Genomic DNA, 24014 nt, shown 5'->3' on the forward strand with positions numbered 1-24014 from the left:
CGGGGCGATAGAGCATGAAAGACGCGATTGATATCGGTCAGCAACGGCGGCTCTAGGCGGTGGGAGGGGCGCGGGGATTATGCGGCGTCCGATGCGCCAGGGCGGCGCTGCAGCGAGCGCATGCGCCGGCCGGATGGACGGCGGCGTTTGAGCTTCGCGCCGGCAGGACGGCCAATTCGAGAGCCGGCGCCGCCGCTGTGCTGAACACGGCGCAGGCGACAAGGCAATGCGCCGAATCAGAATGGCGCTGCGGTTCGCCCGGCGCCCTTCCGCTTTGGCAGAGAATCCCGCTCGGCGAATCTCCCTGGACCGGCTCGGCGGCGGCGAGCGCTGCGAAGGCGATCGTCTGCAAGGCGAAAAGATAGGCCGCGGCAAGAGCGACAAAGCCGGGCCAGCGGGGCCCGCGCGGGGTGTTTCGCGCGCCTGAGATCATGGCCGGGGGGAATTCGGCGGCCGCACCGCTCGAAGCAGCAGCGCCGCCGCCTCCATCTCCGACCAGCGCCGGGCGCGGCGGGCATGAGCTGCTTCATCCGCGCCCCAGAGCTGCGTCTGATAATCCTCGTCGACATGCGCCGCGGCCCAAGCCTCGTGCGGCGTCAGCGCGCCATGCGCCACGGCGAGCGCGAGCAGCGCTGATCCGGTGAGGCTGGTCATGACGTGAAGCGCCGCGAGCGCGAAGGCGCCGCCGGCCTCGGGGCGGGCGATGTCGCGCACCGCCTGCAACACGGCGCCGCGGGCTGGCTCCGGCTGCGCGACGTAATTGACGCCTTGCGCGCAGATCAGCCGCGCGCCCAATGTCTCGCGCGCGAAATCGAGCACGGGATCCCAGGCCGCGGCCTCGGCCTGCGCGAGGGCTTCGGGCTCGCCGGCGCGATAGCAAACGAGATCGGAGCCGCCGAATTGGGCGATGTCGGCGATCGTCGCCTCCATCTCGCGGGCGACGCCGTCGATCGCCGAATTGGCGATGCGCGTCAGCGGCATTTGTCCCGGGTCGATCAGCTCCTGCTGGCGCTCCCATTCCGCGGCGATCGCCTCAGCGGATTCCAGCGTCGGCAGGGCGAGCGGGTTGCGCGCGGGAGTCCGCGCCGGGCGCCCATCAAGCAGCAGCGCAAAGGCGTCTTCTTGCGGCGCCGCGGCGGCATGGCTGTAGAAGCGCCGGGGGAGCGATTTTTTGAGGTCCCGCCGCGCCATTTCGACCGGATCGATGGCGATGATTTCGCCGGGCGCCCGCGCCAGATCATCGCGGATGGTCTTTCGCGCAGGATCGCCGGGCAGCTTTTCGTCGGAGCTCATGGACCGATGAGATGCAGCAATTCGGCGAAATCCGCAACAATGCGCTCGGCGCCAGCGGCTTCGAGCGCGGCGCGGTCATGGTAGCCCCAGGCGACGCCGATCGGCCGCACGCCGGCCGCGCGCGCCATCTCCATGTCGAAGCTCGTGTCGCCAATCATCAGGGTAGCGGCCGGCTCCGCCCCGGTCTCGGCGAGGGCGGCGAGGATCATGTTCGGCGCGGGCTTTGAGGGATGATCGTCGGAGGTCTGAACGGTGCGGAACACATCCGCCCATCCCGTCCGCGCGAAAAGATGGTCGACGCCGCGGCGCGCCTTGCCGGTGGCGACGCCGAGCGTCACCGCGGCGTTCGCGGCGAGCGTCGTGACGGCCTCGCGCGCGCCGGGATAAAATGGTTCTTGATAATCGGGATCGGCGCGGAGCTCGGTCCATGCCGCGCGATAGGCCTCGGACAGGCTTTCGATCGGCCCGTCCGGCCCGACAAGCACGCGGAACGCCTCGTGCAGCGACAGGCCGACGATCGAGAGCGAGGCTTCACGGCTTGGCGCTTCGATCGCGTGCGCGGCGAAGGCGCGCCGCTGCGCTTCAAGAATGAACGCCTGGCTGTCGACCAGCGTCCCGTCGATGTCGAAGATGATGAGTTTCAAAGCGCCATCCCGCCAAACAAAACTAAGCGGTCGCTAAATTTTTCCATTGTTTTGAAGACCTTGAGTGAGTGACGGGCGCGCCTCGCCTGTGCCATCCTGCGCCCGCGCCTATCGCGCGGAGGCGGGGGCAGATCATGAGCAAGCAAGAAAAATCCCTTTACATGACCGTTCTGATGACGCCCGACATGGCCAATTTTTCCGGCCATGTCCATGGCGGCGCCATTTTGAAGCTGCTCGATCAGGTCGCCTACGCCTGCGCCGCCCGATACAGCAAATCCTATGTCGTGACCGTTTCGCTCGATCAGGTGATTTTCAAAGTGCCGATCAAGGTCGGCGAGCTCGTCACCTTCAGCGCCAATGTCAATTACGTCGGCAGGACGTCGATGGAGGTCGGCATCAAGGTGACTGCCGAAAGCCTCACGACGAAGGACAAGCGTCATAACATCTCTTGTTATTTTACGATGGTCGCGCTCGACGCGGATGGAAAACCCGGGCTTGCGCCGCCGCTGGAGCTCGAATCCGAGACCGAGCGTCGCCTCTATGAGGCGGGCAAGATGCGCAAGGAAATGCGCCAGGAAATCGCCGCGCGCAACCGTGCGCTGCATGTCGGCATGCCGGATTAGTTGGCGGACCCGCGGCTAGCGCAAAAGCCCATGGCGCTGCGCGCCTTCCTCAGGATGAGGCGCGCGGCGTTTTCAAACGGCCGCCTGTTATGGATTGCGGCGTGAGAAGGAGACCGCATAGGCGCCGTCGCGGGTGTCGACCAAAGGATCGCCCGACTGTTCGATGCCGTCGATCAGGGCGCCCGGCAGAAAGAGAAGCTGCTTTTGCGCTTCGAGAGAGTTTGCGCTGGCCTTGTCGATCGTCAGGACGCCGAGATCGACCAGCTTGCGGCTGTCCGGCCAGGGCTTCGAGCCATTCTTGATGTCATCGCCCGGTTCGGCGATCTGCGCCTTCAGATGAAACGTCACGGGTCCCTGCTTGAGGCGCGCGGCGATATCGTCGATGAGGAAGTCGGCCGGCTTGGCGGCCGCGTCTGCCGGATCAAGATGCACGGTTTTTTCCGGGATGAACTGATAGCGCGCCGCCTGTTTGGCTCCATCCTTGTTGACGAGCAGGAAGGCGTTCACGCCGTAATATTCTTCATCCGCGAAACTGTCGGGCGTGTGGATTGTCGCGAACGCCGCCGGCACGCTCGGATGAGCGGCGACGAATTTTTCGAACGGGGAGGGATGCGGCCCATCCTTCGGGCTCTGTGAGATCGCCGTCAGCAGCTGCAAAAATTCCTCGCCCGTGGCGACGGGGAAAAATTTCAGCGAATTCGTCACCATGTCGGTTTCGCCGCCATCCGCCAGATGGAATTTGACCGAGAGGCCGTGTGGGTTGGCGTTGCTGGCGCCATCGGGAATCGTCGGAACGCCGGTGGCGTCGGAAAAGCGCACGACGACAGGGATCTTCTCGCCCGAAAAAATCGCCGCCTTGCTCAGCCCAGCCGCTTCCGGCGAGGCGGTGAAGCTGCCCTCTGCGACGGCGCCCTTGGCGTGATTGGCGCGAAATCCCGGATGAACGCCGAATAATTTGTTCATCACGTCGACGATGGCGGTCGGGACGTCCGCATCATCGGCCCGCGCCGGAGCCGAGGCTGCGATCGCGGACGCGGCGAGAAGGAGCTTGGCGGCGAAAAGGATCTTGAGCTTTGCATCTGGCATGTTGTCTTCCCGGAACTGTCGAGACGCCGTCCCCGGCGAGGCGGCTCGCAAGCATGATGATATCGACGCGTCCGGATCAAGCCTGTTTTATAACGGGTCCAGGCGTCCGGGCGCTCGGCGCGACAGCATGACGCCGAAAGGGGCTGACTATTCCGACCGGCATCATGTCTAGGGAGTTGAAATCGATCACATTTTTGTTTTGACCGATTGCGCCAAGATCATCGCGATCGGGGCGCCGAAGGTTCATCCGCCTTGCGCGAGCACGTCGTCGCGCTCGGCAGACAGGCGATTCCCGGCGTCGAACACGCGAGTTTGAAGCCCGGGCGGCGCGACCAGGGACGATCCGGCCGGGGCGTGCGCGACGTCCTGTTGCAGATTGCGCAGCCGTCCGTCCATTCGATGCAATCCTTATGGCCGCGCCCGAATTGATAGAGCGTCGGTTCGATCGCCGGCGCGGCGGCGGGCTCGGCGCGCGCAAAAATGCTGCCGGCGCAAAGGATAAGCGCCGCGTAACTCGTGATATGTCGTGACCAGCGGAGCATGGCGGTGGGGAGAGAGGGCTGTTCGGTGGGAAAGTGCAAATGGTGTAGCGGAAAATGCAAGAAGATTTGCAAGGAGAAGGGCAAAAAGAAAGGAAAGTGACTGTCGCCTCCCGGGCGTTGCCGTTTCCCGCCCCTCATGTTAGGCGCGGACATGCTTGAAGGTCTGCCCCCCAATAACGCCGCCTATGTGATGCGTCTGTCCTGCGACGAGCCGACCTCCCGCATCGTCTCCGATATCATATTCGAGACCTTCGATCCGGCCGACGCCGCCGTCGCGGCCTTCGAGGAGGCGCCTTCGACCGCGGATTGGAACGGCGGCGGATGGGCCGTCGAGGCCTATTTCGGCCTTCCGCCCGACGAAGACAATCTGCGCGCGCTTGTCGCCGCCGTGGCCGGAGAAGAGGCGGCGCGGGGCATGAGCTTTGGCCGCGTCGAGGCGCGCGACTGGGTCGCCTCTTCCCTCGAGGGCCTGAAGCCGGTGCGGGCCGGGCGTTTCGTCGTTCATGGATCGCATAGCCGGGGCGAGGTGCGGGGCCATGAGATCGGCATCGAGATCGAGGCGGCGCTTGCTTTCGGCACGGGCCATCACGGCACCACCCGCGGCTGCCTCTTGATGCTCGACCGCGTCGCGCGCCGGCGCCGGCCGCGCTCCATTCTCGATGTCGGCACGGGAACGGGCGTCCTGGCCATCGCGGCGGCGAGATTGTGGAAGCGCGCGATCTGCGCCGGCGATGTCGACAAGGTCTCGGTCACGACCGCCGCGGAGAACGCAAGGCGCAATGGCGTCGGCGGCTTCGTCGAGCCGGTGGAGGCAAGCGGGCTCGCTCATCCCGCCTTGCGCAAAGGCGCGCCTTTCGATCTGGTCTTCGCCAATATATTGGCGAAGCCGTTGCGCGCCCTGGCGCCGCAGATCGCCGAGGTCACGGAATTCGGGGCGGACATCATTTTGTCCGGCCTGCTCGGCCGTGACGTGCCCGGCGTGCTCGCCGCCTACAGGGCGCAGCGCATCGTGTTGCAAAGCCGGCTCGACCTCGACGGCTGGGCGACGTTGCTGTTGCAAAGGCGCGGCTGAATTCAGGAAACCGCCTTCCTCCGGGCGAAGGCGAGCCGGATCTGGGCGAGCGCGAGCGCGCGCATCCCGGCGATGTCGGCGCTCATGACGATCAGCGCGTAAACCGCGGCGCCGAGGCTGATCTGCGCGGCGAGCGTGGCGAGGCCGGGCTGGCTCTCGCGCAGCGGAAGCAGCGCGGCGGCCATCGCCGCATTGCCTAAAATGATCGCGCCGATGTCGCGCAGGCGCGGCCATCTCGGCCGGGCCGCGCCGGCGAAGCCGACCAATGTGACGAGCGAAGCCAGCAAGGCGCCCGCCTGCGCGATGGCGAGGCCAGAGGCGCCGGCCTCGCGCGGCAAAATAACGATCAGCAGCGGGTCGACGATGCAGGCGACGAGCGCCGCGACGATCAGCGGGCCGGTCTTCTTCTCGATCTGAAAGATCGGATTGATCGCATATTGGATCATCGCCATGCAGAACAGTCCGGTCATCATCAGCGTCAGCAGCGGCCCGAAATGGCCGCGGAACTGCTCCGGCACGATCAGGCTTTCGACCGAGGGCAGCGTCAGCCAGATGCCGGTGCAGGCCGGCAGCACCATCGCAAAGACGATCGTCATATTGCGCCCGACCTGGCGGCGCGCCTGCGTCGGCCCGCGCAGCTCATGCGTCGCCACGGCGATCTGGAACAAGACGACGTCAAGCGCCGAACCCACCGCCTGAATCGCCTTCGCGCCGAAATCATAGGCGAGCGAAAACTGTCCCGTTTCCGAGAAGCCGTAAAGCGAGGCGAGGATCGCCCGGTTGGCGAGCGGGATCGACAGATAAAGCACATTGGCCGCGACGATCGGCAGGCTGTAGGTCATCAGCGCCCGCGCGGCCGGAAGGCTCGCAAGTTTCGGGTCCGACATCGGATCGTGCAGCGCCGCCCGCGCCGTAATCACCGAGCCGGCCAGGCTGACGATGCCGCCGATCAGCGTCATCTTGGCCGAGGCGAACCAGAAGGCGCCGCCGCCCATCAGCGCGAAGGTCATGATGTTCTTGACGAGCAGCAGCCGCGCGAACAGGCGGTCGTGAAACCGCGCCCGCACCAGCGCCGTGTAATAGTCGAACAGGCCATTGGCGATGGCGACGCCGATCGCGAGCACGATCAGCCCGTTCGACAGCGTAAAGGTGACGCCCGACAGGATCATCAAAGCTGTGCCGGCCGAGATGGCGGCGGCGATGATCGCGAAGCCGAAATCGAGCGTCGCGCGCAGCGCCGGTTGCTCGCTGCGGGCGCGCTCGGAATAAAATCGGGTCGCGCCGAGCCGGACCCAGTCGAAGAAGGCGGTCTGCACGGCGATCGCCGTGGCATGGGCGAGGGCGAACCTGCCATATTCCGCGGGGCCGAGGTATTTCGCGACGAGGAGGCCGACGGCAAAGCTGAACAGGATGTTGCAAAAGAAGGCGATGAAGACCGTCATCCTGGCGCCAATCCGGATCCTGCCTTGTTCCGCGGCGCCCGCTCCGAAGCTCGCGCCGGGCGCCTATCCAAAGCGCATCGATCAGCCGTCAAATGACGCTCCAAGGGCCGCGCAAGGGCCTCGCAAGCCATGCGCAAAGAGCCAAAAATCATCCTTTCCATCTTGGCGGGGTTCAAGCAAGCGCCGAGCCTGCGCCGGCCGGTGCAACCCATTCCCCCTGCGGCTTTTTCATCACGGTGAGTTTATCCCCTTGACCGGGGCCTCCGCCGGGCGCGGAGCGGGCGGGCGCTTTCGCCGAGGTGGCCAACGGGCTACAAGCGGGCCATGCATGAGGTCACTCTTTCCGCCGCCTTGGTCGCCGGGCTTCTCTCGTTCCTGAGCCCCTGCGTGCTGCCGCTCGTTCCGCCCTATCTCACCTTTATCGCCGGCACGACGATCGAGGAGATTGCGACGGAGCGCGAATCCAAGGCGCGGCGGGACATTCTGATCGCGGCGGCGCTGTTCGTCGCTGGCTTCTCGACCGTATTCGTGGCGCTCGGCGCGACGGCCTCTTTCGTCGGGCAGATCATGCGCGAGCATCTGCAGATGCTGTCGGTCCTCGCGGGGGCGGCGATCATCCTGATGGGCCTGCATTTTCTTGGCGTTTTCCGGTTTGCGCTGATGTATCGCGAGGCGCGGGTCGCGGTGCAAAAGCCAGTCGGCGCATGGGGCGCCTATGTGATGGGGCTTGCTTTCGCCTTTGGCTGGACGCCCTGCATCGGGCCGATCCTGGCGGCGATCCTCGCCGTCGCCGCGTCCGAGGAGACGGCGTTCAAGGGGGCGGCGCTGCTCGCCTTCTATTCGCTCGGGCTCGGCCTGCCGTTTTTTCTCGCCGCGCTTGCCATCGAGCCGTTCATCCGCGCCATAAAACGCTTCAAGCGTTATTTTGGCATGCTGGAGCGCGTCGTCGGCGTGCTGCTGGTGCTGACCGGCGTCGCATTCCTGACCGGCTCGGTGCAGAACGCCTCATTCTGGCTGTTGCAGACCTTTCCGGGGCTCGCCTCGGTCGGATAGGCCTTTCACATCTGGTAATAGCTCATCTTGCCGTCAGGCCCTTTCTTCCAGATGAAAACGACATAATCGGCCCGGGTCACGTCGCCCTTGTCGTCGAAGCTGAGCTTGCCGATCACCGTGTTGAATTCCATGCCGGAATGGATCGCCTTGGCGATCTCGGCGGCGTCGAGCGATTTGGCCGCTTCCGCCGCCTGCTTCACCACCTCGACGGCGGCGTAGGTATAGAGCGTGTAGGTCTCGGGATTGAAATTCTTCGCCTTGAATTCCGCGACGACCTTTGCCGCCTCCGGCCGGTCGCGCGGGTCGGGCGGGAAGGTCATGAAGGTTCCCTCGACGCCGGGGCCGGCGATGGCGGCGAATTCATCCGAGGCGATGCCGTCGCCCCCCATCATGGGCGTTTCGACGCCCTGATCGCGCATCTGGCGCAGCAGCAGGCCGCCCTCGGTGTGGACGCCGCCCCAATAGAGGACGTCAGCGCCCGATTGCTTGATCTTCGAGACGATCGCCGAATAATCCTTCTCGCCCTTGTTGATCCCCTCGTAGAGCACGTCCTTGACGCCGAGCGCCTCGAGGCTCTTGCGCGTCTCGTCGGCGAGACCTTTGCCATAGGTCGTCTTGTCGTGGATGATGGCGATCTTCTTAAAGCCGCGCCCGGCGAGGAATTTGGCGGCGACCGCCCCCTGCTGGTCGTCGCGGCCGCAGGTGCGGAAAAGCGTGCCGATGCCGCGATCGGTGATTTTGGGATTGGTCGATCCCGGCGTGATCTGCAGGATGCCGGCTTCGGCATAGACGTCGGAGGCGGGCAGCGTCACGCCGGAGTTGAAGTGGCCGATCACGACGGAGACCTGATCGCCGACGAACTTGTTGGCGACAGAGACGCCCTGTTTCGGATCGGCGCCGTCGTCGCCGACGCGCAGGGTGACTTTTTCGCCGAGAATGCCGCCGGCCGCGTTGATGTCGGCGACGGCCTGCTCGGCGCCGTTACGCAATTGCGCGCCGAAGGAGGCGTCGGGGCCAGTGATCGGCGCGCCGACGCCAAAGCGCACTTCAGCGAGGACGGGAGGCGCGACGGCGGCGAGGAAGAAAGCCGTCATGAGGCTGAGCCGAGCGAAGCTGGGTTTCATCTGCTTTATCCCTGAAATCTCAATCGCCGCGAGAAAGTATCGAGCCATATTGCAGTTGCATGCGCCGCCGCCGGGTCCAATAAAAACCCGCCAGCATGAAGATCAGCGCCGTGGCGGCGTCGAGCCCGAAGCGCGCCGGCGAAAGCAGCGGCTCGGCGAATAGCGCATAATGAAGGAAGCGCACGGCCGCGGCGACGCCGAGCGCGTAAAAAACGCCCTGCCAGAGCGGACGCCAGCCGATGGCGAGGGCGCGGCCGGCGCTGAAGGCCGCGGCGCCGCCGAGCACGACGCTGAGGCCGATAAAAATCATCAGGCTGCGCGGATCGAAAAAAACCGCCTCCATCAGGCTCCGCCCTCGAGATAGGCGGCGCGCACTTCCGGGCGGGCCAAAAGCTCGCGGCCCGCGCCCGAAAGCGTGATGGCGCCATTCACCATGACATGGGCGCGATCGGCAAGCGAAAGCGCATGAAAGGCGTTCTGCTCGACGAGAAACACGGTCAGCCCTTCACGGCGGTTGAGGTCGCGCACCACCTCGAAAATCTGTTTGACGACGAGCGGCGCGAGGCCGAGCGAGGGTTCGTCCAGCAGCAGCAGCCGCGGCCGGCTCATCAGCGCCCGGGCGATCGCCAGCATCTGCTGCTCGCCGCCCGACAAGGTGCCGCCGCGCTGGCCGGCCCGCTCCTTGAGGCGGGGGAAGATCGCAAAGATCCGCTCGAGATCCTGCGCGAAATGACCCCCGCCCTCGACGCCGGCGCCCATCTGCAGATTTTCATAAACGCTCATGCGCGGAAAAATCCGGCGCCCCTCGGGCGACTGGGCGAGCCCGAGGCGCGCGATTTTGTGGGTGTCGAGCCGCGTGATGTCCTCGCCCGCGAAGCGGATCTCGCCGTCCCGCGCGCGCGGATTGCCGAAGATCGTCATCATCAAGGTGGTCTTGCCGGCGCCGTTGGCGCCGATCAGGGTGACGATCTCGCCCTCGCGAATGTCGAGGTCGACGCCCCTCAAGGCGATGATCGCGCCGTAATAGGCCGTGACGCCGCGTAGCGACAGCAGGGGTTTTGCGGTCGGCCCGCCGTTCATCATGCCGCTCATGCGCCCATCGCGGCGATGTCCGCCTCGTCGGCGACGCCGAGATAGGCCTTGATTACGGCCTCGTCCTGCCGGATGTCCCGCGCCGTCCCGTCGGCGATCTTTACCCCGTGATCGAGGACGACGACATGGTCCGAAATCGCCATGACCACAGACATGTCGTGCTCGATGATGAGGATCGAAACGTCGTGATCGTCGCGCAGGCTCAGCAGCAGCGCGGTGAGTTCATGCGATTCGCGTGGGTTCAATCCGGCGGCAGGCTCGTCGAGACAGAGCAGCGTCGGCGCGGTCGCCATGGCTCTGGCGATCTCGAGCCGCCGCTGCGCGCCATAGGGCAGGGCGCCCGCCGCCTCGTCGGCGCGATCGATGAGGCCGACGCGGTCGAGCCAGAAGCGCGCCGTCTCGATCGCGGCGCGTTCGCGGGCGCGATAGGCGCCAAAGCCGAGTCGCCCGGCAAGGTCGAGCGCGGGTCCGATCAGGCGGTTATGCTGGGCGACGATCAGATTTTCGAGAACGGTCATGCCGCGAAAAAGGCGGATGTTCTGGAAGGTGCGCGCGACCCCGGCGCGTTTGACGATCTCGAAATCGGCCATGCGTTCGAGGAGAAAGATTTCGCCTCCTTCGAGGCGCGCCGAGCGGCGCGTGGAGCGGGTCAGCTCCTCCAGCTCCTCGCGCCAGTCAGCGCGAAAGGCGCCGGGCGAATCGGGGTCGGGCCGCGCCAGCGCGATGCGGCCGGCGCAGCTCCTGTAAAAGCCGGTGACGCAGTTGAAAAGGGTCGTTTTGCCGGCGCCGTTCGGGCCGATCAAGGCGGTGATCTCGCCCCCCCTCGCGGTAAAATCGAGCGCGTCGACCGCGCAGAGGCCGCCAAAGCGCATGGTCAGCTGGTCGACGATGAGCAGGGGCGCTTTGTCGCGAGCCATCAACCGCGGCCCTCTCCGGCCAGCGCGCCGACGACAAGCTTCGGTTTTTTGAGGAAGATCGAAGGCGTGCGCAGCGCGATCAGCCCGCGTGGGCGCCAGTTCATCATGCCGACCATGGCGATGCCGACGATCAGCATGCGATATTGCGTTGGATCGAAGGCCGGGCCGAAGATCTGCTTCAGTCCGTCGAGCTCGCGCAAAAGTTCCGAGCCGCCGATGATGACGATCGCGGCCAGCGCGACGCCAAGCTGCGAGCCCGCGCCGCCGAGCACGACCAGCGCCAGGATCGTCGCCGATTCCATGAAGGTGAAGCTCGTCGGCGAGACGAAATTCTGCCGCGCCGCAAAGAGCGCCCCGGCCATGCCGGCGATCGAGGCGCCGAGCGCGAAAGCGGTGAGCTTCGTCGCCACCGTGTCGACCCCGAGCGAGCGGCAGGCGATCTCGTCCTCGCGCAGCGCCTCGAAGGCGCGCCCAAGCGGGGCCTTGCGCAGGCGCCGCGTCAGATAGTTGACGCAAAGAGCCAGCGCCAGAATGAGATAAAAGAGGAAGATCAGGCGATGCACGGGGGCGAATTTCAGGCCGAACAGGGCCGCGAAGCCGTTCGGCCCGGCGATGAAAGGCCAGCCGAAAAAGGTGATGCGCGGAATCGAGCTGATGCCCGCGTCGCCATTGGTCAGCGCCGTCCAGTTGGTGAGGACGAGGCGGATGATTTCGCCGAAGGCCATGGTGACGATGGCGAGATAATCGCCGCGCAGGCGCAGCACGGGCAGGCCAAGGGCGACGCCAAAGGCGGCGGCGAGAAGCCCCGCGACGGGGAGGCAAAGCCAGAACGACCAGCCGAAATAGGTCGCGAGCAGCGCATAGGCGTAGGCGCCGACCGCGTAAAAAGCGACATAGCCGAGGTCGAGCAGGCCAGCGAGCCCGACGACGATATTGAGGCCCCAGCCGAGCAGCACATAAAGCAGGATCTGGATGCCGAAATTATCGATCCATTTCTGCGCGCCGGCAGGACCGAGCAGGGCCACCATGACCAGGGGAAAGGCGATCAGCGCGAGGACGCCCGCGCCGCCGGCATAGCGCGCCAGTCTTTGCAAGGCGCCCGCCAGCGTCGGTGAGGGCGGCGCCTGCGGGCGCGCCGCGCGGGGCGCCCGCAGGAGCATGGTAAAGCGCAGGACGAAGACCAAGCCGACCGCAAAGGCGACCGCCGGCCAGCGGCTCAGAAGATAAAGTTCGTTGGAGAAATTCTGATCGGTGCGGAAGGCGAGAATAGGAAAGCATAGCCCGAACATGATCGCGCCCGCGATCGCCGCGCCGGTCAGGGCGTCTTTGAGGCGGGAGCGGGAGCGAACCGGCGTCAGAGACTCTTCCATGCGCCTATACTTTTTCGACGTCGGGGCGGCCGAACAGGCCCGAGGGCATGAAAATCAAGGTGACGACGAGGATCGAAAAGGCGGCGACATCCTTGTAGTCGCTGGAGAAATAGGCGGCCCAGAACGTTTCGACGAGGCCGATCAGGAGGCCGCCGAGAACGGCGCCGGGCAGCGAGCCGACGCCGCCAAGCACCGCGGCGGTGAAGGCCTTGACGCCGGGGACGAAGCCGTCCCCCGAATTGATCACGCCATAATAGACAATGTAGAGCACGCCCGCGACGGCGGCGAGCGCGGCGCCGATCACGAAGGTCAGCGAGATGGTGCGGTCGACGTCGACTCCGAGCAGGGCGGCCATGCGTCCGTCCTGTTCGCAGGCGCGCTGCGCCCGGCCGAAGGACGTCTTCTGGACGATGAACCAGAACCCGGCGAGCAGCACGGCCGTCACCGAGACGATCATGATCTGCTTCACCGAGAGCGTGACGTCATAGGCGCCGCCGTCGGTCAGGCGGAGGACATCGTTGAACATGGGCGGCAGCGCCTTGTTGCGCGGCCCTTGCAGCACATAGACGAGATTTGAAAGGAATATCGACATGCCGATCGCCGATATCAGCGGCGCAAGGCGGAAGGATCCGCGCAGGCGGCGATAGGCGATCCGCTCGATCACGAAGGCCCATAGCGAGGTGAGCGCCATTCCGGCGAACAGAACGATCACGAAGGCGAAGGCCACCGAGGCGACGCCAAGCAGCTGAGTCAGCGCCAGGAACAGGATGAGCGCGATGAAAGCCGACAGCATGAAGACGTCGCCATGCGCGAAATTGACCATGCCGATGATGCCGAACACCATTGTGTAGCCGATCGCGATCAGCCCATAGATCGATCCGAGCGTGACGCCGTTGATGAGTTGCTGCAGGAAGATTTCCATGGGCGGCGCCGGTTGCTCCTTGAGATTGGCGGCAGGCGTGCCGATCTTTGAGGTGGTCTCGTAAAGCTCGGTGACGGGCGGACTTTGCGTCTTGCCGTCTCGGCTTGCAAGGGCGGCGCCGGTTGGACGCCTCAGGGCGGGCGCCGCCTATTTTGCTTATCGCCTTGTTTTTGTTATGGGAGAAGCGCGAAACGCGTTTTCCCGGTGCGATCCCGCGCAAAAGTCTTGAAGGCAAAAGGAGCGCCAGCAACGCTATGGCCGAAATTTTTGATGGCGCCGCCGTCGCCGCCCCGGTTGGCCATGCGCCTGATTCGGCAAAGTTTCGCCAGGCGATGAGCCGCGTCGCCGCTTCGGTCCATATCGTGACGACGGACGGGCCGGCAGGGCTTGGCGGCATTACCGCGACGTCGATGGCCTCGATTTCGGCCGATCCGCCGATGCTTCTGTTTTGCATCAACAAGGTCTCGGCCTCGGCGGGGCGGATGATCGAGAACGGGGTGTTTTGCATCAACACGTTGACACCGGCGCATCAGGAACTGGCCGATGTATTCGCCGGGAGAGGCGATCATACGCTCGAGCAGCGCTTCGACCGCGGCGATTGGCGCCCGCTTGCGACCGGCGCCCCGGCGCTGGACGAGGCGGTCGCGTCCTTCGATTGCCGGCTCGTCGAGGCCAAAGAGGTCGGCACCCATATCGTCATGATCGGCCTCGTCGAGGCGGTCGCCTATGGCCCGGCGGCGCACTCGCTCGCCTATGTTCACCGCGGCTACCGCACGCTTTGATCCAGCTTTGGACGGAAGGCGTCTGCGTCTCGAATCATCGTTTGTCCTTGCTGGCGCGGACCGTCCGCGGCGCTCCACGGGCGAATTTGCGGCGCGTCTCGCCCGGCTGCTTCGTTCCCTTCTTGGCGGAAGCCGTTTTGTTGGCGGCGCTTTTTTTCGGCGCAGTTTTTTTCGCGGCGGATTTCTTGGCGAGCGCCTTTTTCGCCGGCGCCTTCTTGGCCACGGCTTTTTTGCCGGGGGCTTTTTTCGCGGGCGCGCGGCCGGTCAGCAGCCGCTGCAGCGACTTTCGCCGCGGCGCCGTCCTGCCCGCGGCGAGGCCCGCCCGGGCGTCATGTTCTGGCGCGGTCAAAAATTCCAACGCCGCCTCGAGGAAACCCTCTGCATCCTCCACCGGCGAAATATGCGAGGTCTCCAGCGTCACGAGCCGCGCGCCCTCGATGACGCTCGCGACATAAGCGGCAAGGGCGGGCGGCGCAGAGGGGTCGCGCGCGCCAACGATCACCAAAGTTTCATGGCGGATGGAGCGGACGGCTTCGCGCAGATCGGCGTCGCGCAGCGCGCCGCAGGCGGATGCATAGCCCTCGATCGGAGTGGCGCGGAAATCATCCATGACGGCCTGGACGGCGGCGGGCTCGGCCTGGCGGAAAGCCGGCGTGAACCAGCGCTCCTCCGTCGCGCCAGCCATGCCCGCGCCGCCGCCCGCGCGGACCGCCCCGATTCGCGCGTTCCATAAATCGGGCGTTCCCAGCTGCGCCGCCGTGTTGGCGAGTATGGCGCGGCCGATGCGGGCGGGGGCCAGCAGCATCACGGCCTGCCCGACGATCGCGCCCATCGAGAGGCCGATCCAATGCGCTTTTTCGATTTTGAGGGCGTCGAGAAGGCCGATCGCGTCGCGCGCCAGCGCCGCGATGGAATAAGGGCCAGGATTGGCGACGCTCGCTCCATGGCCGCGCGAATCATAGCGCAACACGCGGAAATGCGCGCTGAGGGCGGGCGCCAGGCGATCCCAGACCGCTAGCGCGCCGCCGAGTTGATGGGCGAGAATGAGAACGGGCGCATCCGCCTTGCCGTCAAGACGGATGTTGAACGGCTCGCCGGCAACGTTGATCTTGCTCATGGCTCTCCCTTCGCCTCGTCAATCGGCCAGATGGAGCCGCAAAGGGGCTGTGGCCGCTGGCGCAGTTGTCGCTAAACTATCCGTCAATTTACAGGCTTGGGATCGCGCTAATTTCGTATTTCGGCCATTCGCGATCCCGTGCATGATGATGGCTTGCTCGTTGAGACGAAGGATGCGGGGGCGACATTGCCGGGAATGGCTGCGCTCAAGCGCGGCACAAGGATTGCTCGGAAGAATTTTTGAACGCAACGCAACATTAAGATGACGGGCGTTCAATGAGGGAACGTGAGGAAGCGCCTCGGAGCGTCAAGATGCTTGCAACCGGCTGACCGCCTGCGTTGCAGACTTGGAGGTTCGTCGCCATGATTGAAGCCAGAACGGTCGAGCTCAAAGTTTCCCGGGATTTCCTCAAGCAGATGGCGGGCTACGGCCTTGCCACGGCGGAGATCCTCTATCGTTTGCCGGACCATCCGCGCCTGCTGCAGTCCTATATCTGGCAGGAATATGATCTTGCGCCAAACTTCCCGACGCTGAACAAATTCCTGAATTTCTGGACCGAGAAGCTCGAGGGGCCGCTGCACAGCGTCCGCGTCGCCCACGCCAAGCTGATCCGGCCAGCGGAATTCAGGACCGTCGACGGCGAGTTTCGGCTGAATTGACGGCGTATTCCGCGCCAAGTCTTTCCAGCCGGACACTCAGATCAGCCGCATCTCCTTGAGGCTCGCGTGGCCATGCTTGCCGATGACCAGATGGTCATGCACCGCGATCTTCAACGGCTTGCCGACAGCAATGATCTGATGCGTCAGAAAAATATCCTCCGTCGAAGGCTCGGGATCGCCCGACGGGTGATTGTGCACGAGAATCAGGGCGCAGGCGCTGAGTTCGAGCGCGCGCCGCATGATCTCGCGCGGATAGACCGGCGCGTGATCGACCGTGCCGACGCCCTGCACCTCGTCGGCGATGAGAAAATTCTTCTTGTCGAGGAAGAGGATGCGAAATTCCTCGCGATCCAGGAATGCCATCGCCGTGCGGCAGTAATCGATCACGGCCGGCAGGCTCGACATCGAGGGGCGCTTTTCGATCGAGGACCTGGCGAGCCGCCGCGCCGCCGCCTCGATGATCCGCAATTCGACGATCGCCGCTTCGCCAAGCCCGTCGATCTCGGCGAGGCGTTCGGGCCGCGCCGCAACCACCTCGGCGAAGGAGCCGAAGCGGGCGATCAGCGCCTTGGCGAGCGGCTTCACGTCCCGCCGCGGGATCGCCCGGAATAAAATCAGCTCGATCAGCTCATAATCGGCGAGCGCATCGGCGCCGGCCTTGCGAAACCGCTCGCGCAGCCGGTCCCTGTGGCCAAGATAATGAGGCGCCGGGACGCCCTCAGCCGCCTGCGCGCCGGCCTCTGCGGCGGTCTTCTTGACGCTCACGCCGTGGCTGGCGCATAGGGCGGCCGGTCCAATCCCTTCGGCGACAAAGTGAAGACCTCGTAACCGGTCTCGGTGACGCCGATCGAATGTTCGAACTGGGCCGAGAGGGATCGGTCGCGGGTGACCGCGGTCCAGCCGTCAGACAGGATTTTCACCTGCGGCCGGCCGAGGTTGATCATCGGCTCGATGGTGAAGAACATGCCCGGCCGGAGCATCACGCCCTCGCCGCGCCGGCCGTAGTGGAGAATATTGGGCTCGTCGTGGAACAGCCGGCCGAGTCCATGGCCGCAGAAATCGCGCACAACCGAGCAGCGCTCCGCCTCGGCGTAGTCCTGGATCGCCGCGCCGATGTCGCCGGTCGTTGCGCCGGGTCGGACGACGGCCATGCCGCGCATCAGCGATTCATAAGTGACCTCGATCAGCCGCTCGGCGCGGCGCGGCGCCTCGCCGATGATATACATGCGGCTCGAATCGCCGTGCCAGCCGTCGACAATGAGCGTCACGTCAATATTGACGATGTCGCCATCTTTCAGCGGCTTGCGGTCCGGCATGCCGTGACAGACGACATGATTGATCGAGGCGCAGATCGATTTGCGGTAGCCCCGATAATCGAGCGGCGCCGGATAGGCGCCGTGCGACATGGCGAAATCGAATACAAGCCCGTCGAGAAATTCGGTGGTGACGCCGGGTTTGACATGCTCGGTCAGCATGTCGAGCGCTTCGGCGGTGAGCCGTCCGGCGCGGCGCATGCCCTCGAAGGCGACTTCACCATGCAATTTTATATGTCCCGCCTTGCGGCCGGCGACTTCTACGGCGTCCACGAATGTCATAGCAAATTCCCGGCGCCGGGCGCCTCGCCCGTTGGCCTCAAGCTGGATTGTCGAATTAATTTAGGCGCTTGCCGCGGCGATGCAAGGCGACAGCCGGCTGCGCCATCAGCCGCGCGCGGCTGGCCGTCGCTCCGGTCAGGAGCGCGATGAGGCCAGCCAAACTGGCAAGAAACGGAAGGGCCGCGGACATAGAGCAATCTCCAGCCAAGACGAAATTTCCCTAAATCTTGCGGCGGCAGCCGCATAAAGGCAAGCGCCGCCGCTGTTTTTTGCAATTTACCGGGTCTGAGGGCTCAGCGGCGCAGTACTCTTGATCGAGTCCAAGAAAACGGGCAAGGTCCGGCCCTCCGCTCCAGCTTTGATCGGAGAGGCCGCTGCGGCGAAATTTCGGCATCATGCTCTGAAGCCGTTCCTGAGCGAGACGCGTCGGATCGCCGGCGCCCGCGGCCCTCACACCCATTCCTTTTACGGCGCTTCCTTTCATGCCTTCTCCTCTTCGTATTGGACTTGCCGGCCTTGGCACCGTGGGCGCGGCCGTCGTTCGCCTTCTGGGCCGCCAGGCCGAGGCTTTGACGAGCCGCACCGCGCGCAAGATCGTGGTGACCGGCGTCTCGGCGCGGGACCGCTCCCGCGACCGCGGCGTCGATCTTTCTGCGGCGAAATGGTTTGACGACCCGGTCGCTTTGGCGCGCTCCGGGGACATCGATATTTTTGTCGAGCTGATCGGCGGGGCGGAAGGGGTCGCGCTGACCTCGGTCGAGGCGGCGCTTCTCGCCGGCAAATCCTGCGTCACCGCGAATAAGGCGCTGCTGGCGACCCATGGCATGAGGCTCGCCGGCATCGCCGAGGAAAAGGGCGCCGCGCTGTCGTTCGAGGCCTCCGTCGCCGGCGGCATTCCGATCATCAAGACGCTGCGCGAGGGGCTTGCCGGAAATTCCATCGAGCGCGTCTATGGCATTTTGAACGGCACCTGCAATTACATCCTGAGCCGGATGGAGACCGAGAAGCTGAGTTTTGCTGAATGCCTTAAGGAGGCGCAGCGGCTCGGCTATGCTGAAGCCGACCCGACGTTCGACATCGGCGGCTTCGATACAGCGCATAAGCTCGCCATTCTGACCTCGCTCGCCTTCGGAACGGCGATCGATACCGCGGCAATCGCGGTCGAGGGCATCCAGTCGATCACGCTCGCCGACCTCGAGGCGGCCGACGAACTCGGCTACCGGGTCAAGTTGCTCGGCGTCGCGCGGCGCACCGAAGATGGCATCGAACAACGCGTGCATCCGACGATGGTCCCGAAAACCTCGTCGATCGCGCAGGTGATGGGGGTCACAAACGCTGTGACGATCGACGCCGACGCTGTGCATGAATTGACCCTGGTCGGGCCGGGCGCGGGCGGCGAGGCGACGGCGTCCGCCATTGTCGCTGATATTGCCGACATCGCCCGCGGCGTCCGCTCGAAGCCCTTCGGCCTGCCGGTCGGCGAGCTGGTCAAGGCCGAAGTCGCGCCGATGCAGCTCCATCTTGGCGGCTATTATGTGCGGCTGTCGGTGTTCGATCGGCCGGGGGCGGCGGCGGCGATTGCGACGCGATTCGCCGAGCGCGAAATTTCGCTCGAAAGCATCGTGCAACGACGCCGCCCCGGCGCCCATGCGAAGCCGGAAGGGGCGGTGCCCGTCATTCTGATCACCTATGCGACGCATGAAGCGACCATCCGCGCGGCGCTCGAGGCTGTCGTCGCCGACGGCTTCGTGGCGCAGGCGCCGCAATTCATCCGCATCGAACGTGAATAGGCCGATGTTTGACGGTAGCGGTGCTTTTCAAAGGTTTTGGGCATGAACGGATTGCGCAGGACGCTCGTCGTCTGTTTCAGCGCGGTCGTGGCGATCGGCGCGGCGCTGGTTTTTTTGCCCATCGCCGCGGCGTTTGATCCGGCGCTACGCCGCACCGGCGCCGCCTTCGCCGATTATCTTCTCTATCTGCTGGCGCGTTCATCCATTGACGACGGCTCGGCGCTGGCGGGAGCAGAACTCGCGCGCTTTGTCTGGACGGCGGCGGTCGCCGTTTGCGTCGCGCCGCTGGCGCTCGTCGTCGCGGTTGGCGAGGTCGCACGCGTTCGCTCGGCGCTCTGGTATATTGGCGGGACGGGGCTGATCGCCGCCGCCGCTCCGTGGATCGCCCGGGCCGCCTTTCAAACCTCGCGCGCGGTCTCGGCGAGCCCGGAAGAACTGCGCTTTGCGCTCGTCTTCTTTCTGACGGGCGCTTTCGCCGGCTGGATCTACTGGCTGCTTGCCGGGCGCGGCGGGAGCGATCCGAAAATTATTCCGAACTGAAGCCGCGCAATTTCGAGGGATCGGCCGGGTTGCGATGCTGGGCGCCTAGCTCTATGGTCCTGCCGCCGCGGCGGTTCGCCGAGCGGGGCATTTTGGGGCGTCGCCAAGCGGTAAGGCAGCGGATTTTGATTCCGCCATGCGGAGGTTCGAATCCTCCCGCCCCAGCCAACGACTAAGCTATTGATATTGCAGTTGTTATTGTCTTTGGGCGAGCGCGATTTCGGCCGTGAATTCACGGCCTTGCGAAGCCTCTGGCGGTGCGGCCGAGTGCGGAGACGGTCTTTCGGAGGGCAGGTCGTCGTCGCCGCGGCAATTTCTCTGTTTGGCCATTTCGAGGTTCACTGCTTTTCGGCGTCGAGCAGCTTGGTGAGCCATGGCGGAGGGCGTTCTGCGTCGCCAACGCCACGAATACGCCGGCGGCCCGACTCCAAAGCGATGGCCAAAGTTGACGAGAAATCAGGACGGTTCGCAACGCAAATGGGCGCGGGCGGAATTGAGCGGGGATCGCTCGAAAATGGCGTGACGCGCTTGAAGTTAAATCATCGCAGGGGATTGAAGATCTGGCTCGCCTGCGGGGTTCGGGACGCGCTTTTTGCGCCGGGCGAGATGCTCAAGCGGTCGCGGACGGGAATCCCAGCAGCTTCCTCTGCTCACTCCAATCGGGCGGCAGCCGCGGCAAGAACCGCATGAGCGATTTGGCGGTGAGCTGGCGCGGCTGGCGGCCGTTGACGATCGCCGCGGTGACGTCGGGGGCGAGCCAGGGCAGGCGCAGGATGGAATAGAGGTGGGGGGCGCTGACGCCTTCATCGCGGGCGATGTCATGGACGCTGAGCGAAGAATTCTGGCTGAGGCGCGCCTGGACGCGATGGGCGCGCGCAAGGATGAGCAGCAGGCTCGGATCGGGATCGGCCTGGCTGGGGGCGCCTTCGATCAGCATGCGCATCTCGCGGCCGACGCGCTTCAGCGCCACGGGCGAAGAGAGGGAGAGCAGGTCGTCGCGCTCCGGCGCAGACGTCGGCGCGCGATTCTGCGACATAGGATCAATCTCTCCCCGCAGGATAGCCGCGAGCTTGGATCGAGCGAGCATGATGGTGAACTGGTCGAGACCGACGTCGACGCGGCATTGCAGTCCGATGAGGATCGCTCTGATCCTGTGCGCCGGCGACTCGGCGAGCACTCCGCCGATCTGACGGACGGCTGCAATCAACCTCCCGGTAGTTGTGGCGTCGATCTCGCGATCGCAGGCGTCGAGGATCGCGCCTTCGTCGGCGAAGAACGCCTGCAGCCTGTCGACGACGAGGCGCTCGAGGTCACCGGCTGGGATACGTCGGCCATGCGAACCTTTCGCTTCTCCTCTGACCAGCGAGGCGGAGATATAGTAGCGGTAGCGCGCGCCCTTCTTGACAGCGTGGGTCGGGGTGAGACGCTCGCCGGCTTCGTCGAACACCATGCCGGCGAGCAGGCTCGGGCTTTTCGCATACGCTCCGCTGCGACGCTCGACGCGGTTTTCGGCAAGCGTCGCCTGCACCGTGTCCCAAAGGGTTTCCTTGACGATCGCCGCATGCTGGCCTGGATAGACCGCGCCCTTGAAGACGATCTCGCCGCGATAGAGGCGGTTCTGCAGGAGGGCGTAGAGCGCACCTCGGCAGAAGGGCTGGCTCCCATAGGTTGAGCCGTCGGCGCGGGCGCGGCGCTTGCTCGCGATCCCGGCCTTGGCCAGCTCGTCGCGCAATGCGTGGACCGACTTCAGGGCGACGTAGCGCTCGAAGATTGAGACGATGGTGTTCGCCTCGGCGTCGTTGACGACGAGCTTGCGGTCCTTCACATCGTAGCCGAGCGGCGGCATGCCGCCCATCCACATCCCTTTCTTCTTCGAGGCGGCGATCTTGTCGCGCACGCGCTCGCCGATCACCTCACGCTCGAATTGGGCGAAGGAGAGCAGCACGTTCAGGGTCAGCCGTCCCATGCTCGACGTCGTATTGAACTGCTGGGCGATCGAGACGAAGGAAACCCCCTTCGCGTCGAACACCTCGACGAGCTTGGCGAAGTCAGCGAGCGAGCGGGTCAGCCGGTCGACCTTGTAGACCACTATCACGTCGACGCCTCCAGCCTCGATGTCGGCGATGAGCCGCTTCAGCGCGGGCCGCTCCATCGAGCCTCCCGAATAGCCGCCATCGTCGTAGTGCGTCGCGAGCGCCGTCCAGCCCTCGTGTTTCTGCGATGCTATGAAGGCGGCGCAGGCCTCGCGCTGGGCGTCGAGCGAGTTGAAGGCCTGATCGAGGCCTTCCTCCGTCGATTTGCGCGTGTAGATCGCGCAGCGCGATCTTTTGCCGGTCCGGCGTTGAGCCGCTTCACGCATCGGTCTCTCCATTGCGGGCGCCGGCAACCGCACCCTTCGCCGACGTGAGGCCGAAGAAGCGCGGGCCGGACCAATGCGCCGCCGTAATCTCTTTCGCGAGATGGGTCAGCGAAGGATAGACCGCGCCGGCGTACTCGAATCCGTCCTCCAGCACGGTGACAGCGTGCGTACGGCCATGCCATTCGCGGATGAGACGGCAGCCGGGCTTCAGATCGGCGCCCGGCGCGGGAACGGGCTGGCCCGTCTCGCGCAAGGCCTTGCCCAGCGTCTGCAGCTTGCGCCTCGTCGCCTTGCCGAGGCCGCCGTGCTCCAATTCCTGCATTCTGTAGCCGAGCGCCAGAACGAACAGGTCGCGGCTGATGCGCGGCGGCTCGCTGCGCCAGAGCCGCCGCCATTCTTCTCGCAGCTCGTCGAGGCCGAGCGCGCGAAAGCGCCCGACCTCGGCTTCCAGTCCCACGCCATCGAACGTCGGCCGCGGCGTATCACGCCGGATCATATCAGGCCGCTTTCCGGCGCGTCTTCTTCTTGCGCGGCGGAGCCTCGTCCTGCGTCGCGACGCGGTAGACGCGGCCCTCGTCCGTCCTTTCCGACGCGAGCGTCAGGCCGAGCTTCTTGCGCACCACAGCGGCGAGGAAGCCACGAACCGAATGCTGTTGCCAGCCTGTCGCCGCCATGATGGCGGCGATGGTCGCGCCCTGGGATCGCTTGAGCAATGCGACTACGGCCTCCTGCTTCGTGCCTGCGCGAGCAACTGGCTTGGCGCTGGCAGCCGCCGCGCCAGCGCCTTGCGTGCCGGCCTCTGCCTTTGTGTCGACGCGCCCCATTCTGGTGCTGGCGCTCCGAGCGGCGCGGCGGGCGCGCGGCTCGCGCGCCGCGAGGTCGGGCGTCGGAGCGCCAGACGTTGTTGTCTTGTGAATTGTGGTCTTAGGCTGAGATTTGCGGTGCGTCATCTTCGGGATCCTTCTGCCTTGACGACGGCGTAAGCCGTCACCACCGCAGCCCCGCAATGGGCGCATCGCCAGCGGGGCAGGATCAAGCAGGCGAAAGGCCCTCTCGTCGCCGACAGTGACGCTCTCTTTGCAGAGGAAGTCCACGCCTTTTTGCGACAAAGCTAAACGAGGCGCCAGGTCGTAGACTGTCGGCGAAAAAGCGCGCAAGCGTCTCTGCATCCGATGGTTCGAATCCTCCCACCCCAGCCAGCATTTAACCTGTTAATAGTGCAACCGTTTTCGTTTTCGGCGTAGTGCGAATCCTGCCCCGAAATCAGGACGTTGTCGGCGCGCCTGGAACGACGCTCGACGACGGAGACGGTTCTCGACGCAGTCGTCGCCCGCTGCCGCCTGGTTTTCTCTGCGCGGCCGTTCAGAGGTTCACTGCTCTGTGGTAACGAGCAGCTTGCGGTCGTCGTCGTGGGAGGCGTGCGGGCGGGGGGTAGGGCGCACGAACCGTTAGGGCGTGTCAGTTCAACATTCCTCTTTAGCTTGGCGTTTGGTTAGACCGTGCACTCTTTGGATCATCAACGGGGCGTCGACGCTGATCGGGGTTGTCGTAACAAGAGGTCGCGACGATCTTTCGCCGGCGCAAATGCGATCGCGGGGAGTCTCAAATCAAGGATCGATCAAAACCGCAACGCGCTTCGCTCGAAATCGGCGTCGTTTCCGCGATGCAATATCGGCCTCTTGTGCTGCGGTCCTTAAGCTCTCTCGCGGCTGAAGCCGAGAAGCTTTCTTTGTTCGACCCAATCGGCAGGAAGCCGCGGCAACAGCCGCATCAGCGATTTGGCGGTAAGTTCAGATGGCTGTCGGCCATTGACGAGCGCAGTGGTGATGTCCGGCGCCAACCAGGGCAGACGCAGGATCGAATAAAGGTGCGGCGCGGTCACGCCCTCCTCAAGCGCAACGTCGCGGACGCTAAGTTTGGGATTTTTGCTGAGGCTCGATTGGACGCGATGCGCGCGGGCGAGAATGCGCAGAAGGCTTAGATCGGGAGCAG

General features: G+C 65.1%; 25 protein-coding genes, 1 tRNA gene and 1 pseudogene. 8 read left to right on the plus strand and 19 right to left on the minus strand.

Annotated elements, in window-relative coordinates; translation table 11 throughout:
• Positions 1-52: 52 nt before the first annotated feature.
• From CR492_RS09385 to CR492_RS09395, 3 genes are read right to left on the minus strand one after another with little or no spacing between them, the layout of a single operon-like run.
• A complete protein-coding gene (locus CR492_RS09385; RefSeq protein WP_102843484.1) occupies positions 53-433 on the minus strand; it encodes a hypothetical protein in 381 nt (126 codons plus the stop codon).
• Positions 430-1293 carry an ATP12 family chaperone protein gene (locus tag CR492_RS09390; protein ID WP_102843485.1) on the minus strand — a complete coding sequence of 288 codons (864 nt, stop codon included), beginning with the start codon at positions 1291-1293 and terminating at the stop codon, positions 430-432. Before CR492_RS09390 ends, CR492_RS09385 begins: the two co-directional genes overlap by 4 nt.
• Positions 1290-1937, minus strand: a complete 648-nt coding sequence (locus CR492_RS09395) for an HAD-IA family hydrolase (protein ID WP_102843486.1) — start codon at positions 1935-1937, stop codon at positions 1290-1292. The genes CR492_RS09390 and CR492_RS09395 overlap by 4 nt, the downstream gene beginning before the upstream one ends.
• 134 nt (positions 1938-2071) lie before the next feature.
• Here CR492_RS09395 and CR492_RS09400 point away from each other — a divergent pair, with 134 nt between their 5' ends.
• Positions 2072-2560, plus strand: a complete 489-nt coding sequence (locus tag CR492_RS09400; RefSeq protein ID WP_102843487.1) for an acyl-CoA thioesterase — start codon at positions 2072-2074, stop codon at positions 2558-2560.
• A gap of 87 nt (positions 2561-2647) precedes the next feature.
• On the opposite strand, the gene CR492_RS09405 is transcribed toward CR492_RS09400, so the two are convergent.
• Positions 2648-3646, minus strand: a complete 999-nt coding sequence (locus CR492_RS09405; RefSeq protein WP_102843488.1) for a catalase family peroxidase — start codon at positions 3644-3646, stop codon at positions 2648-2650.
• A 243-nt stretch (positions 3647-3889) separates the two neighbouring features.
• Entirely contained in the window at positions 3890-4042 is a 153-nt protein-coding gene (locus CR492_RS20765; protein ID WP_180982493.1) for a hypothetical protein, read from the minus strand.
• A gap of 297 nt (positions 4043-4339) precedes the next feature.
• Between CR492_RS20765 and CR492_RS09410 the strand changes: the two genes are divergently transcribed.
• On the plus strand, positions 4340-5260 hold the full coding sequence (locus CR492_RS09410; RefSeq protein WP_102843519.1) for a 50S ribosomal protein L11 methyltransferase: 921 nt from the start codon (positions 4340-4342) through the stop codon (positions 5258-5260).
• A gap of 2 nt (positions 5261-5262) precedes the next feature.
• On the opposite strand, the gene CR492_RS09415 is transcribed toward CR492_RS09410, so the two are convergent.
• Entirely contained in the window at positions 5263-6702 is a 1440-nt protein-coding gene (locus CR492_RS09415; protein ID WP_102843489.1) for a lipopolysaccharide biosynthesis protein, read from the minus strand.
• Between the two features lie 324 nt (positions 6703-7026).
• Between CR492_RS09415 and CR492_RS09420 the strand changes: the two genes are divergently transcribed.
• On the plus strand, positions 7027-7755 hold the full coding sequence (locus CR492_RS09420) for a cytochrome c biogenesis CcdA family protein (protein ID WP_102843490.1): 729 nt from the start codon (positions 7027-7029) through the stop codon (positions 7753-7755).
• A 5-nt stretch (positions 7756-7760) separates the two neighbouring features.
• Here CR492_RS09420 and CR492_RS09425 read toward each other — a convergent pair whose 3' ends face one another.
• The 6 genes from CR492_RS09425 to CR492_RS09450 are packed head-to-tail and all read right to left on the minus strand — an operon-like array spanning position 7761 to position 13180.
• Positions 7761-8879, minus strand: a complete 1119-nt coding sequence (locus CR492_RS09425) for a branched-chain amino acid ABC transporter substrate-binding protein (RefSeq protein WP_102843491.1) — start codon at positions 8877-8879, stop codon at positions 7761-7763.
• Positions 8880-8898: 19 nt separating this feature from the next.
• A complete protein-coding gene (locus CR492_RS09430) occupies positions 8899-9222 on the minus strand; it encodes a DUF6867 family protein (RefSeq protein ID WP_102843492.1) in 324 nt (107 codons plus the stop codon).
• Positions 9222-9971 (minus strand): ABC transporter ATP-binding protein, encoded by a 750-nt coding sequence (locus CR492_RS09435; RefSeq protein WP_102843493.1) that lies wholly within the window; start codon positions 9969-9971, stop codon positions 9222-9224. The genes CR492_RS09430 and CR492_RS09435 overlap by 1 nt, the downstream gene beginning before the upstream one ends.
• Positions 9968-10888 carry an ABC transporter ATP-binding protein gene (locus tag CR492_RS09440; RefSeq protein ID WP_102843494.1) on the minus strand — a complete coding sequence of 307 codons (921 nt, stop codon included), beginning with the start codon at positions 10886-10888 and terminating at the stop codon, positions 9968-9970. The genes CR492_RS09435 and CR492_RS09440 overlap by 4 nt, the downstream gene beginning before the upstream one ends.
• Positions 10888-12258 carry a high-affinity branched-chain amino acid ABC transporter permease LivM gene (livM, locus tag CR492_RS09445; protein WP_102843495.1) on the minus strand — a complete coding sequence of 457 codons (1371 nt, stop codon included), beginning with the start codon at positions 12256-12258 and terminating at the stop codon, positions 10888-10890. The genes CR492_RS09440 and livM overlap by 1 nt, the downstream gene beginning before the upstream one ends.
• 4 nt (positions 12259-12262) lie before the next feature.
• The gene (locus tag CR492_RS09450; protein ID WP_102843496.1) at positions 12263-13180 is read right to left on the minus strand and encodes a branched-chain amino acid ABC transporter permease; all 918 of its coding nucleotides are present in this window, start codon (positions 13178-13180) and stop codon (positions 12263-12265) included.
• A gap of 254 nt (positions 13181-13434) precedes the next feature.
• Here CR492_RS09450 and CR492_RS09455 point away from each other — a divergent pair, with 254 nt between their 5' ends.
• Positions 13435-13962 carry a flavin reductase family protein gene (locus CR492_RS09455; protein WP_102843520.1) on the plus strand — a complete coding sequence of 176 codons (528 nt, stop codon included), beginning with the start codon at positions 13435-13437 and terminating at the stop codon, positions 13960-13962.
• Positions 13963-13996: 34 nt separating this feature from the next.
• Here the strand turns inward: CR492_RS09455 and pcaD are convergent, their stop codons facing one another.
• Positions 13997-15079 (minus strand): 3-oxoadipate enol-lactonase, encoded by a 1083-nt coding sequence (gene pcaD / locus CR492_RS09460; RefSeq protein ID WP_210200247.1) that lies wholly within the window; start codon positions 15077-15079, stop codon positions 13997-13999.
• A gap of 362 nt (positions 15080-15441) precedes the next feature.
• Between pcaD and CR492_RS09465 the strand changes: the two genes are divergently transcribed.
• Complete coding sequence (locus CR492_RS09465) at positions 15442-15738, plus strand: usg protein (protein ID WP_102843497.1); 297 nt, start codon at positions 15442-15444, stop codon at positions 15736-15738.
• 36 nt (positions 15739-15774) lie between these two features.
• On the opposite strand, the gene radC is transcribed toward CR492_RS09465, so the two are convergent.
• Together radC and map are read right to left on the minus strand one after the other, a co-directional pair.
• Positions 15775-16503 (minus strand): RadC family protein, encoded by a 729-nt coding sequence (gene radC, locus CR492_RS09470; protein WP_102843498.1) that lies wholly within the window; start codon positions 16501-16503, stop codon positions 15775-15777.
• Positions 16500-17333, minus strand: coding sequence for a type I methionyl aminopeptidase (gene map / locus CR492_RS09475; RefSeq protein ID WP_102843499.1), 834 nt, complete (start codon positions 17331-17333; stop codon positions 16500-16502). The genes radC and map overlap by 4 nt, the downstream gene beginning before the upstream one ends.
• Before the next feature lie 482 nt (positions 17334-17815).
• On the opposite strand from map, the gene CR492_RS09485 reads away from it, so the two are divergent.
• The 3 genes from CR492_RS09485 (at position 17816) to CR492_RS09495 (ending at position 19831) form a co-directional block, all read left to right on the plus strand.
• Positions 17816-19123 (plus strand): homoserine dehydrogenase, encoded by a 1308-nt coding sequence (locus tag CR492_RS09485; protein ID WP_102843501.1) that lies wholly within the window; start codon positions 17816-17818, stop codon positions 19121-19123.
• 42 nt (positions 19124-19165) lie between these two features.
• Positions 19166-19663 carry a hypothetical protein gene (locus CR492_RS09490; RefSeq protein WP_102843502.1) on the plus strand — a complete coding sequence of 166 codons (498 nt, stop codon included), beginning with the start codon at positions 19166-19168 and terminating at the stop codon, positions 19661-19663.
• Positions 19664-19756: 93 nt separating this feature from the next.
• Positions 19757-19831 (plus strand) — tRNA-Gln (locus CR492_RS09495).
• A gap of 442 nt (positions 19832-20273) precedes the next feature.
• Here the strand turns inward: CR492_RS09495 and CR492_RS09500 are convergent.
• From CR492_RS09500 to CR492_RS20770, 4 genes and pseudogenes are all read right to left on the minus strand, one after another.
• Positions 20274-22022 carry a recombinase family protein gene (locus CR492_RS09500; RefSeq protein ID WP_102843503.1) on the minus strand — a complete coding sequence of 583 codons (1749 nt, stop codon included), beginning with the start codon at positions 22020-22022 and terminating at the stop codon, positions 20274-20276.
• Complete coding sequence (locus CR492_RS09505; RefSeq protein WP_102843504.1) at positions 22015-22518, minus strand: DUF2924 domain-containing protein; 504 nt, start codon at positions 22516-22518, stop codon at positions 22015-22017. Before CR492_RS09505 ends, CR492_RS09500 begins: the two co-directional genes overlap by 8 nt.
• A gap of 1 nt (position 22519) precedes the next feature.
• Positions 22520-23179, minus strand: coding sequence for a DUF3489 domain-containing protein (locus CR492_RS21125; protein WP_245412030.1), 660 nt, complete (start codon positions 23177-23179; stop codon positions 22520-22522).
• 536 nt (positions 23180-23715) lie between these two features.
• Positions 23716-24014: pseudogene (locus tag CR492_RS20770) on the minus strand (recombinase family protein); the annotation flags it as partial.

It is taken from the genome of Methylocella silvestris (assembly GCF_002891535.1).
Lineage (GTDB): Bacteria > Pseudomonadota > Alphaproteobacteria > Rhizobiales > Beijerinckiaceae > Methylocapsa > Methylocapsa silvestris_A.